This is a genomic window from Candidatus Curculioniphilus buchneri endosymbiont of Curculio glandium (genome assembly GCF_964275155.1).
In the GTDB taxonomy this organism is placed as follows: domain Bacteria; phylum Pseudomonadota; class Gammaproteobacteria; order Enterobacterales; family Enterobacteriaceae; genus Curculioniphilus; species Curculioniphilus buchneri.
The window spans coordinates 407,881-421,860 of record NZ_OZ193413.1 but is presented as its reverse complement, the minus strand read 5'-3'; the positions used below and the strand labels follow the sequence as shown (position 1 = coordinate 421,860).

Below are 13,980 nucleotides of genomic sequence, written 5' to 3'. Positions count from 1 at the left end.
GATAAAAAATTATATTTTTCTAAAAAATATTGAGCATTAAATTTAAATGAACTAAAACACATATAAACAAGTTGAAATGCTTGCTCACTACACAAATCAAAATTAAAAGTTCTTCATTAAGAATGAGTTCAATAAATTCTGAAAAGAATTGAATATTCCTTTTATTTATTATTGTAAAAATTACTTGTACTATTTTATTACTAACCGTCAGATATCTAACAAATTACATGTGATCAGAATCATTTTTCTAATCATATTATTCTTAATCTAAAACTTACGTTAATTTTTCCAGTATACTTATAGACCATTCTATTACAAATAATTTTATATAAATGACATAGAAATCTACACATTATTTATATTTTTTAATACTGCTTTTACTAAAACGTTGGTAAAGTGATACATATTGTTATTTAATAACGCTTGCGATGTAAGTTCATTGTCAAAATTGGATCATTTAAATCGCATGATAATTATAAGTTAAATTTACTACATTAATCAATGTATAGCTATCTGTTGGCTAGTTTAAATTTTTGTAATAAAATTTTCAAACATTAATGCAAAAAATGTTTTGTGTTTACTGATCAATACAATATCTTATCAATATGATGATTGTAAATTCCACCTTCTATTTGAACATAATAAATCATTATATGATTAACAATCCTTATTTAAATGAAATAGCTAAAGTATTACTCATCAACGTTTAATTAATTAATTTAATATCTTATGTGAAATTATTATATAGCTTAATGATATTGACTCACTAGATAATACTGACTTTTTTTAAAAAAACATCATTATCAAATTTATCAATATATAATCAACTGTTTGTAACCTCTAACCAAGATTTTTTTGATTTAGAACAATTGACATCACACTATCTGATAGTTTAATAAACTAAATAAAATATTTTATTCAAAATAAAAGGGATAAGTTTCAATTTAATTTAATGGAAAGGATATTTCTTAAAATAAGAAAGTATATTAACTGCAATATACATATCATAACATAAACTCGTCAACGAGTTATCAGTAAACAGTATTATTGAATTATACAGATCAGTTTACAGTAGAGAGATGCAATCTATCATCAGATATGATGATACAATCTTCATTCAATCAATGATTGTACATAATATTAAAATGTCTATCATGATGATATCATATTACAGTACCGTATTGTATTAATATTAGAAGTATTAATGTCCAACTTTGTTGGTTTTTCAATTGAGAAGAAAAATTTTAAGATAGGATAGTAATCCTATTCAATTTTATGAATGTAAAACATATCAATTCATAGATTAAATAAATAACATTTTGTATTTAAAATAATTTCTAAAAACAGAATTTTAACATTATACATCTACTGGATATTAAAAATATTAGCAATTTTATGAAGTTACAAAAATATATACAATGACAACATAGTAAGGAATCGCTGGAATTTTTTTAATTCATTAAATTTACATTATCGTCTAAAAGATATTTTAACACTGTAACATAACTATGTTAATACATTTAAGTAACTTTGACTCTTCCCATATTAAAGATTAGAGTAGAGAAATATATATCACTGTATTTAAGATGGTATAGATTTTATACCTGGTAATTAAACAGAGGAATTAAATTCAAAATCATTGATTCTTATACGGCTTATCATTAAGGCGACAATGTGTAAAAGATATCAATGCTGAAAGCATTTTATATACTAATAACTACCACGTTTTTACATTAATATGAAACGTATAGCTTGATCAAATGTCGGTAATTTTAAAATTACTGTGAGAATCTCACATTATAACAAAGATAATATAGTTGTCTCCTAAACAACCGTATCTAACACTTTAGCAACGTAAATAATAAAGAGAATAACGGAAAATGAACACTTTATCAAGCATTGATAACAATGTAATAAAATTTACGACAAGTTAACCCACTCACTTCCTCGGGATACAGGAAAAATTATATTTTATATATCTAAATTTAATTACAAAACACCAGTTCTCACCGTTATACTATTCAGTAGTACTGTTATTATGGCAATAACCGACCACTACTAAATTAGTAATAATAGGTAAAGATGTAAAAAAATAACTGAAAGTCTTAACGATCCTTACAATAATATAGAAATAGATTCGTACAGATTATATTAACACTTAAAGTTATTAAATACTTTGTTTAACGATATGAACTGCCTTTTTATACTAAAAAAATAAAATACAATAGTAACTTGAAAAGTTATTACGTAGGTAGCTGTACAGTTGCAGTCATTTAAAATAAAATTGACTAATGATACGTAGCAACAATATACATGACTCATCAATATACAAATTACCATAATATCACTTGTGAAACATTTAAAATAAATACATATTATCTTCACTATTTTTGAAAAATTAATATTTTAATATTTTTTAAAATCAAAATTATCAATAATATGAAACGATTTTATTTATTAACTTAAATACATATTCCTTAAAACGTTTTGTTGGATAGATTAATTTTCAATATTACATACATATATGTAGCAATTTATTCAACAAGAAACACAAATAGTCTAATTTGTTATCTCTAAAAATAAATTAGAAGAAAATAATGATCAATTAATAATAATTGATACGCATGTTTACCATGAATACTGTATCTTACATAAGTTCACTAATTTTACGTAAAGATTATATCTCGTTAAGGATAAAATATTTTTATAATAAAAATATTGATTTCATATCAAAATTTGATAACCACAATAACATATAAGCATCTATAATCTGCCAAGTAGTTGCACTACAATAGTAAAAAACGTTATAATTAATTGAATTTAATATAGATAATCTATAATGATATTCAATGTTAAATGTAATATCATAACCATATATGATATAGTGTGTTATGCTGTTGACACTGGTAATCTTGTAATTTGATAATTAAGGTTGAAGATAAATAGATTTCAAGGAACTTTGATTAAAAAATTTGGATTACACAGTGTCTTGATTTTTTCAACTCATTTAATATAACGTTCGTTTAGTAAAAAAGATTAATGTTATTATATTAATATATTATTGATAATATTGATAATTTATAAATTTGACAATCTTTCATATATTATCAATATTATGTTGATTTAAAGAATCAGGAATATTATGCAATAATCATTGAAGCTATCCGTTTTATTAGACGCCATGTAATAGAATTGAATTAGAACTATGCAAAATGCATTTTAATTAAAGAATAGACATTAGATTGATGAAATCACTTTTCTTCTTATGGCATATATTAGAAAGTGTCTAAAATGTTCGTTAATTATATATAATGAAGCTTCCGAATTTAAATTCAGCACAAATATGGTGTACATTCATATGTATCAATCTAATAATATTTTATGTGTTGGAATACTCTCCAACTAATTAAATTTAAAATTATAATAGTAAAGAGTTTTTATAAATTTATTATGTGCTAAATGGAATATCCAAAACGATAAAAAATAGTTTTATAACAAAATGTTATTATTTATTTAAAAGCAATAGGATTTTTAAGATAGTATAGTAACTTGTTTCGATAGAAATCATAGATAATGTATAAAAAGGGATAAAACATATCAAATGCAAGACTAATTGTTAGTTTTTATTATATAATGTATAATATTGCAATATATAATTAAAAGAATTAATGCACTAGAAGTCAATTTCTATATAAAATAAAAAAATAATTAGCAAAAAATTTAATTTCATGACATGTTATATACGTTTATGATATATTATGACTATTGATAAAATTATCGTCAATGTGTGGCGTATTTTAGTGAGTAATAGATACTCTATTATTATTTATAAAATGAATATCAATTAAATAATTCCATTAATATGTTGAATTAATTTAAGTTAAAAAATTAAAAATTGATTTATTTCATGTAGAAATAGATAAATTATTTATGTTGAATAACAATCATCTTTCTGATTAGAAAAATATAAAACATAGTATAGTAATATATATTTATAATCACTTATTCTTTTGAGAACTTGGATATGCCTGTTCATATTTTAGCCTTAGATACTGTAACAGAGGCCTGTTCTGCTGCATTGTTGCTCGACAATAACAATATTATTGAGCGTTATGCTGTTATTCCTCGAAAACATATACAGCAGATTTTACCCATGGTAGATAGTTTGTTAACTGAAGCTAGAATTACTCTAAATGATTTAGATGCACTTGCTTTTAGTCGAGGACCGGGAAGTTTTATTGGAATTCGAATTTGTACTGGTATTGCACAAGGATTGGCGTTAGGAATAGGATTACCACTCATTAGTATTTCGACTCTAGCATTATTAGCCGAAGGAGCCTGGCGCCGAACGGGTATTGATCAAGTGTTAACTGCTATTGATGCTAGTATGGGAGAAATATATTGGGCTAAATATCAACGTAAGACAGAAGGTGTATGGCTATGTCAAAATAATGAGGTAATATTAACTCCTGATATACTAGCTAAGCAACTCATGCAATTAAGAGGTCGTTGGGCTATTGCTGGGACTGGCTGGAAGACTTATCCTACACTGCTTGATATAAAGCAAAGCAAAGTCCAGATAGTATCTGGACACACTTTACCAAACGCATATGACATGTTACCACTAGCACTCCATGATTATAATCATGGGGATGTTCAACCGGTTCAATGTGCAAAACCGATTTATTTACGTAATAAAGTAACATAAAAATTAATCAATAAGTAATCAATCACCTGCCGATAGGCAGTAAAGTACATTTACTACAATTTCACATGATGTATATAATCATCATTACGTTTATCATCAATGGAATAATAGATGCAGATATGATAAGTTTATTGAAAGCTTGTAAAATAAGTAGTAAATTTATTTTTTTAAGAATAGATATAATCAAAATTATCATGTTAGTTAATTGATAACTTAATAAGTGTTATAATCATGTTTTATATAAAAATATATATATGCATATTTTAATTTCTACCAATCAAACTTTGTATCACTTTTGGTTAACTTTGTTTAGGTATGTGATATGTATCCAATAATCTTAAATTATTAAAGTATTTTATATTTTCAATACAGCGTTGTTGTATAACAATTGACATGAAGCAAAAAATAAGAAATTGAATATGTATATTTGTATATTAATTCCATACTAAAAATATAGTAATATATTACCATGCTAATCACATTAACTTCATATATCAAAAATAAATATTCCAATTTAGTATTTTTTACTGAGTGTGTTAAGTTTTTACATATTGTTTGTAGTGGATATACATCTAAATATAACATAAGACAGTTAATCTAGCTTAAACTCAAGAAAATATTGATAATTAATTATATTAATAAATATCAATTAGTAAGTTTATATAACCAATGTATTCTTTATGTGAAAAAATTAGAAATATTATTTTTAGAGTAGCTTATTTACACTGAAATAAAATAAATTACTTTCAAGATTGAAAAGGATTAATGTTTACACACGTAAAATCTACACTCAATAATCATTGTACAATATGAACTGATACTAAATTGCATTAACGTTTTTAAATGTTAATAAATATAAAATATTACCAAAATAGTTAATTGTTTATTAAGATGAACACTAGGGATATACCTTTTTAAATTGCGCATTAGATAATATACTGGTTTAGTTATTAAATGGGGTATTGAACATGAGTTTGTCTTATTTCTAAACTAAATTTTAATAAAAAAAGAAATATATAATCGTAAAATAAAAACCTTTTTAGAAACTAAAAATACAAGCCATCTGAAAAGTCAATAAGAATAGTGTCTACGACTATTTTATTTATTGCTTTTTGATTCCGGAAATATTATATTTAGCTCAAGGATAGATATTTCTCCATCTTTTTTTTCTAATTGAACTGAAAGCATTTCAGGATCGATATGTATATATTTATTAACAACTTCTAATAAATCACATTTGAGTTGTGGTAAATAGTGTGGTGTATTATTATTTTTTCGGCGTTCTGCTACAATTATTTGTAGCCGTTCTTTAGCGATATTGGCTGTTGTTTTTTTAGAAGATAGAAAAAAATCAAGTAATGCCATATAAATTATCCACCAAATAGACGTTTTAGGAATCCTTTCTTTTCTTCTTCAATAAAGCGAAAAGGAAGATCTTTTCCTAAAAGACGATCAACTGTATCTTGATAAGCTTGACCGGCATTAGATTCTATATCTAGAATAACTGGTTCACCTTGATTAGAAGCACGTAATACTGATCTATCTTCAGGAATTACTCCTATTAGAGAAATTCTAAGAATCTCAATAACGTCTTCCATGCTAAGCATGTCACCAGAACTGACATGTCTTGGATTATAACGAGTTAATAGTAAATGTTCTTTAATTGGATCCAGATTATTTTCAGCACGATAAGATTTAGAGGATAAAATGCCTAAAAGACGGTCAGAATCACGCACTGATGACACTTCTGGATTAGTGACAATAATAGCTTCATCAGCAAAATATAGTGCCATTAATGCACCTGTTTCAATGCCAGCTGGTGAATCACAGATCACAAAATCGAAACGCATCAATTTTAAATCATGTAAAATTTTTTGTACACCGGTGCGTTTTAACGCATCTTTATCTCGTGTCTGTGATGCTGGAAGGATATATAAATTTTCTGTATGTTTATCTTTCATTAATGCTTGATTAAGTATGGCATCGCCCTGAATAACATTGATAAAATCATATACCACTCTGCGCTCACAACCCATAATTAAATCAAGGTTTCGTAAGCCAATATCGAAATCTATTACCACAGTCTTTTTTCCCTTAAGGGCCAATCCAGTAGAAATAGCTGCACTCGATGTGGTTTTTCCAACACCTCCTTTACCTGACGTTATAACTATAATGCGTGTCATACATGGATTCCTAGTTAAAGGCTTAAATTAAGGGATGAATAGTAATTGTTCCGTTCTGAAGACAGAGTCGTATAGATTTATATAAATATTCTGTTGGAATTTGATCATTCAAACAATATTGACCAGCAATAGATATAAGTTCTGGAAAAAAAGAAGTGCAAAAAATTTGACTATCTGTATTACCTGATGCACCAGCTAAAGCACGTCCCCGCATCGTGCCGTAGATATGTATATTACCATCAGCAATGAGCTCAGCACCAGCATTTACGCTGCCAATAACAATTAAATCAGAATTTTGGGCATAAATTTGTTGTCCAGAACGAACGGGCATATGAATGCACCGTGTTTCTTTAATTATAGATGACGCTGTATCATTATGTTTTAGTATTTTACCTTCAGTAAGAAGCGGTAGTCCACTGTTAATAATGGCTTGTTTTAATTTAACGTCACTACAACCGCTTATGCCAACTACATGTAAACCAGTAGATAGTATCGTTTTCGAAAATTCCTTCCAGCAAATATTCTGTTCGATATTAGATACATTAATAACTACAGGTGCATCTTTTAAGAATTCAGGTGCTTGTGCAACTTTTTTTTCAATTGCTTGACGAATTGCGTCCGGTTTCACGTCATGCACGTGAATTACTGATAAAGTAAAAATACTACCTTTAAATTCGATAGGTGTTTTCGACATTGATCTTAACTCAGCTTTAGCAAGTGCATATTCTTATGTCTTATGAAACGTTAGTGTATCGTATGAATATTATAGTAACTTTTGTATATTAAAGATTTGATTATGGTAAAAGGATAAAAAATCAAATAAATTTTGACAACTACAAATTTTACAGCATAAAATTTTTTATATGTAAAAGATATTGTTTTGATTCTAATTGACTTATTATTTAACAATAATAAATAATAATTTCAAGTAATTTTACTTTTATAAAAATAAATAACTGCTTTATTTGTGATATGAAAAGTAAAAAAACATTAATAAAACAACGATGTTATCTTGTAGATCAATAACATTAAAAAAATTTATTGATATTGTGTTATTAACTCGTGGTATCTATGTGCTGTTAAATTATTTTAATGCTTTATAATACTTATTAGTCCTTAATTGATATATACTTTTAACTTTACAAGCGTAACATTAATAGCAGTGAAATCACTATCTAAAAAATCTAGTTTATGCTGTCATTATCTTCAGATACTATCTATCCAATCTTATTTATCATATAAATCTTTATTTTTATGTAAAAGTAAATTGGTTGAAAAATAAAATACAGCCTATTAAATTTTAATTTTGTATTTAAACATAAAGTACTATCAATTTATAAATAGCTAATCAATTTGACTTCAAATATTGAATGAAATAATAATATATTTTATATACGTTTTTTAGTAATAACAATTACATCTTATTAAAGATAAAATTCTAGAATATAGCAATTATAAATAAATTAAATAAATGTGAATTAAATAATTATTTAAATAATGTTATGATTGTTATGAATAACATATATCCAATTTATTTTTATTAAATGATTGAGAATGATATTGATCATATCATGCATAATCGTTACTTAATTAGTAATTTTGGTTGACACATAGTGTATTGATATAAAAATACTGTATAATTAATGTACTAAATTTCCTAGTAGGAAAATCCTAATTGCCTAATATTATTGGCTTATAAAAATATCAATAGATATTTTAGTAAGTACTTTAAATTAATACTCATAATATGCAAAATATGAATTTTCTGTTATGATCAACTAAATGTTTCATAACGATCAATATTAAAAATAACATTATTTATAATTTAATATATAAAAATAATAACCATTATTAGAAAATAATGATAATGCCCGTAGGAGAAACAGTAGGGACGATGTTGATATGCATTGCCCTCATATAACACAATAACTTCATTAACACAACTAAAAACCATATTTTATATATAACTCATCTTAGAATAATTGACACTAAATAAAAATATAATTCATAGAACTGAATTTCATCTTTACAGATGACCAAAAACAAAGACTTATATATTTATATAATGTTTCGTAATGAATTAAATTATTAAATATAATTTTACAATTAACCATCTGGTGACTTTCTTTTGATTATAAATTAAAATTTTATTTTTATCAAAAACAATCAAAGAACAAATTGGAATAACATAAAGTTCGTTAAATTTTAAAAAGTCTTTCTTTTTAAGAAAGATAGCTATTGTACTTTATAAGTAATATATATTTATTTTGTACTAATTCATTACTTTGTAATATACGATAACGTAATTTTTTAAATTATTACAGAAAGTATAGATAATATACTATTTATATGTGCATAAGTTAATTTGAATAAAATTCATAAAATATTAATTATATTAACTTCATAAAATTAAATTAACTTAATGTTGTTAATGTAAGCTTTTTCGTAAATATAAAAAAATCATTGTCCTATTATTTTTAATTTTAAAAGAACATAAAAATGTTGAAGTTTATTAAAAGATTTAAGCTGCTTAAAAAGCAAAAAGACGTTTTAAACATTGTAAAATTTGGATGATGAATAAAATAACAGCAACTGCTAAATAAGTACTAAATATAATAATCATCCATTGTGACATTTCTAGAGAAAGAAAAATTCAATTGGCGAATAGTGAAATCGCTACTAGCTCTAAATAATGATGGTATCCATTTTTCTAAAGGACGCCACACAGGAAACTTAACAAAAAAGTAACATTGTAGCGAAAGGAGAGGGATGAAGTTGAATATTAGTATGTTTTATCGCCAATAGAAGACCTTTAAAAGCACTGTACAACCAAATTATACTCAAAACGAAGAGGTTTTGGGAGGTAAAAAAGTGCCGATTAGCTCGGCTAACAAGATACCAAATAAAGCACAACATTGATAAATGCATAAAACACATGGTTAAATTAACATACTATACTGAAAGTAGAGCACAGTAAATACTACTAAAAGAGTAATTAGTACTAAAATTATCTACATTTTTCGGGTTTTATAACAGCATATTAATAATCGTGTCATTAGAAAAATATCCAGATATGATATAAATTGAATGGTCTAAAATATACCATATACTGTTGTTGAAAAGTATTTTTGAATTTATAATAGTACGTGCTATAAATCGTATATGTAAAATACGTATGTATCTGTAAAACGAGATTTTATGATAGTTAATCATAATATTTGGAATAAAAACTACGCTGATTGATTAATCATATGAATTAATCCTATGATTAGGAACATATATAGAATATATATTTATATGATATTTACCATAATGATTACTGATCATTATGAGACACATTATATTATAGTCATAATACTTATGAAAATACCGTTATTATTGTGGTATAATATAAAGACTGATCTAGTCTGTGATCAAAAGATTAAATAGAAGATCAAGTGACATTTAAGACACTTAATCTTTAGCAGTAAATTAAGTTATTAATATTCATAATACTAAAAAAATGACATTTAAAAATTACTAACATGGATATTAATAAGAAAAATTAAGATGTTTTATTTTTAAAATAGTACAATATGAAAAGCTAATAACGTTTATTACAAATATTTTATTTATACTAATTAAGCTTGAGATTTTTTATATATGGTTTTTATGTAAAATTATTAGCTGTTTTTATATTTTACAAATAAAATATTAAGTAATAGTTTAATATTATTTCTATCTTTATTTTGAAATAATTATTTTATTTTTATAGATAAATTTTATTTTCTCAGAAGCATATTCACTATTCTAATAGTCTTTCTTTTCATATTATATATTTATATAAAATTTATGTTTTTAACATAAATTAAATAAGTAAATATTTACTATAGAATACTATATTATAAATGTACGTAAAAGATTAATAATATTACCTATATAGATTTCTTATATTTTATAATTTTATACTCTTAGTTATTACGAAAATAGTCATCATTAATCTATTATTAATTCAGATATCTTCTATTTTTACTACTTAACTTAATAAATTATTTAAAATAGATTTTTATAAAAATATCGCTTAGCCTTAATCGAAATAAAACTTACGCGTAATTTAATTAACTTATTGGATAATTATTATACTATTGGCATAGTTAACACTTACATTTATCGATATTAATAGATGTGCTACCTCATTATAAAAAGTTATAGTGTTTGAAAGAACATAGGTATAATGTATTATTTTATGAGAAATAAATATAAATAATCCATATAAATCCAAATGAAATTAATTCATTTTTTTAAAAAATTCAATGGCATCCATGTCCATTGGAACATATTGAAAAAAGTTATTTAAATATTAAATAACAATTTTTTTCGCTATAACCGATTTATCCAAAAAAGGTTATATGAATATATAACTACTATATCCAAGTAATTTGGACACATAATTTATGATTACTTTAATAATCATTCTTATTGAATACTATGTATTAGCAAGTTTAATACCTATTTTACTAACTTGATGTTCATCTTTTTCTGCGATAGTCCATAGCACTCCTTTTTCCACTACATTATCTCCAATTACCGGTTCTCCTCCACCTAGCAAAGTCATCACAAATTGGGCAAGCGTTAATTTTCTATCCACTTCTTCATCAAATTCTAATCCGTAAATCTCTGAAACATCACATAATCGTGTATTGGCATCTAAGATAAAATCTCCAAAGAATCGTTGATCTAGCATAATCGGTTGAATTTGGCTAAACAGCTTTCCTAAAGCTGGCAAATCTTTTTCTCGCCCAATAATACATAATATGTCATTCTCATGTAGATACGTATTAGCAGTAGGATTGAGTAACATATTATCGCGAAACAGAGCCGCGATTCTCGTATGTCGAGGCATGTTTAAATCTCGCAACGCTGTCCCGATGCACCAATTTCCACTAGTAAGTTGGTAAATAAATTGTTCCCAAGGGTTTTCTGGATGAATGTCTAGTCCAATTCGTGAAATAGGGGATGCAGTAGGTGGTACTACAACCTTGGCTAAACGGGCAGCAAATCCAAGCGAAGTACCCTGTAATAATAAAGAGATTAACACGATAAAAAATGCTACGTTAAAATATAAGCGCGCATTATTTAAGCCAGCCATCATTGGAAATACGGCTAAAATAATCGGTACTGCACCACGTAATCCAACCCATGCGAGAAAGATACGTTCTCGGGTAGTATAGTGTCGAAATGGCAATAGACCAACGAAAATTGATAATGGACGTGCTACTAATATTAGCCATAAAGCCAAGATCAGAGCAGGAATAGCAATAATCCATAAATCGCTAGGAGTTACTAATAATCCTAAGACTAGGAACATACAAATTTGACTTAGCCAAGCCATGCCGTCAAAAGTTTGTAAAATACCGTAACGATTACGAATTGGCTGATTTCCTAATACGAAACCACATAAATAAACAGCTAGGATACCGCTACCTTCTAATGCGGTAGTTAGCGCAAAGATCATGATTCCACCACTCACTGCCAATAAAGGGTACAAACCGTTTGCTAGTGAAATACGATTTATGATTTGCTGCAGTATCCAACCGCCGCCTAAACCCATTACTATACCTAAACCGAATTCGCGAATTACATGTACTAAAAAAGTCCAGTGAAGATAAGTTTGACCATCTTGGATCATAGCGATGAGTGTAATAGTTAAAAATACTGCCATCGGATCGTTGCTTCCTGATTCAATTTCAAGTGTCGAAGTTACGCGTTCATTTAATCCCTTATCACCTAGTAACGAAAAAACTGCTGCAGCGTCGGTAGAACCAACGATAGCCCCAAGCAACATACCTTCTATCATATCGAAATTAAACAGCCAAACTGCTACTATGCCGGTTAATCCAGCAGTAATAATAACGCCTATGGTTGCTAAGGATAGTGATGGCCATAAGGCCACACGAAAAGCGTCGGCACGCGTACGCATTCCACCATCTAATAAAATTACAGCTAATGCTAGATTACTAATGAGATATGCTACTGGATAATTATCAAATGCAATTCCACCTAGACCATCAATGCCTGCTAGCATGCCAATGGCTAGAAAAATTACTAAGATAGGTATTCCTAGACGAGAGGAAAATGAACTTAGTAAGATACTTCCACCCACCAAAATAGAGCCAATAATAAATAAACTTACAATACTACTGCTGTCCAAAAGCGATCTCCTTTTCGACTGTTTTTACCCACTCATCTCTTCTATCTTATAAAGATATTATGACTAAAATAATATCATGACTACTTAATTAAAAGTATTGCTTTATAAATAAGCTTACACTCACAAAAAGTTTGTTATAAACAGTTGTAACATAATCATCTATTAATGTTTACAATCGAAATAAAAAACTACAAAATCTACGATACCATGTAATATCTAAGAGTCGTTAACCAAAATCCAGTAAATTATTTTTTATATATAACAAATAGGTTGTTTTATTTTATTTTGCATTAATATACTTAGAGGTTTTATTACATAATTTTAAACTGTTTATCTAATTCGTACATACAATTTCTGTACTATTTAGATTGTATTTTTACATTCCACAATTTTTTTAGTGTATCAAAATATATAAAGCGTATATGTAAAGCAACGTTTGTATATGCAATGATACAACATCATATTATAGATTGATAATTGATTTTCAATGCTTAAATTTAATTTAATGAAAATTATTTAGTAATATATCTTTTAATAAGATGTGTGTGATTTCTACATTGAGTTTTATTGTACATTTAAGTAACAAAATTACTTTTGATGACAATATATATTAATATATGAAATATTACGCTATATTATAAACAACAATCACTATAAATTATATATAAATAGCGCCAATAAAATTAATATTTAATTTATTTTTTAAAAGTTTTAGAAAATTATATGAAATATTATTAAGATGAATGAAGATTAGTGAATAAAACTAAATTAGTGTAATAAGTATGAATATAAGTACAGTATTTCAAATAGTATTCATTGAAATTTATCATGAGATTAGATTAATATACTTTAACTTATGTTTGCGCTGTAAACGTTCTATTAATAAAATGACATTATAC

The 13,980-nt window shown here is 26.0% G+C and carries 5 protein-coding genes and 1 pseudogene; 1 reads left to right on the top strand and 5 read right to left on the bottom strand.

The window, feature by feature from the left end; genetic code table 11:
* Window positions 1–4,024: 4,024 nt before the first annotated feature.
* A complete protein-coding gene (gene tsaB, locus ACICP0_RS01240) occupies window positions 4,025–4,708 on the top strand; it encodes a tRNA (adenosine(37)-N6)-threonylcarbamoyltransferase complex dimerization subunit type 1 TsaB (RefSeq protein WP_395480136.1) in 684 nt (227 codons plus the stop codon).
* Between the two features lie 1,098 nt (window positions 4,709–5,806).
* Here the strand turns inward: tsaB and minE are convergent.
* The 5 genes and pseudogenes from minE to ACICP0_RS01215 form a co-directional block, all read right to left on the bottom strand.
* Window positions 5,807–6,073: a cell division topological specificity factor MinE gene (minE, locus tag ACICP0_RS01235; RefSeq protein WP_395480135.1), complete on the bottom strand. Its 267-nt coding sequence runs from the start codon at window positions 6,071–6,073 to the stop codon at window positions 5,807–5,809.
* Between the two features lie 5 nt (window positions 6,074–6,078).
* Window positions 6,079–6,891, bottom strand: a complete 813-nt coding sequence (gene minD, locus ACICP0_RS01230) for a septum site-determining protein MinD (RefSeq protein WP_395480134.1) — start codon at window positions 6,889–6,891, stop codon at window positions 6,079–6,081.
* A gap of 22 nt (window positions 6,892–6,913) precedes the next feature.
* Window positions 6,914–7,585 (bottom strand): septum site-determining protein MinC, encoded by a 672-nt coding sequence (gene minC, locus ACICP0_RS01225; protein WP_395480133.1) that lies wholly within the window; start codon window positions 7,583–7,585, stop codon window positions 6,914–6,916.
* A gap of 1,836 nt (window positions 7,586–9,421) precedes the next feature.
* A pseudogene (dsbB, locus tag ACICP0_RS01220) lies at window positions 9,422–9,902 on the bottom strand (disulfide bond formation protein DsbB).
* 1,454 nt (window positions 9,903–11,356) lie between these two features.
* Window positions 11,357–13,081: a potassium/proton antiporter gene (locus ACICP0_RS01215; protein WP_395480132.1), complete on the bottom strand. Its 1,725-nt coding sequence runs from the start codon at window positions 13,079–13,081 to the stop codon at window positions 11,357–11,359.
* Between the last annotated feature and the right edge of the window lie 899 nt (window positions 13,082–13,980).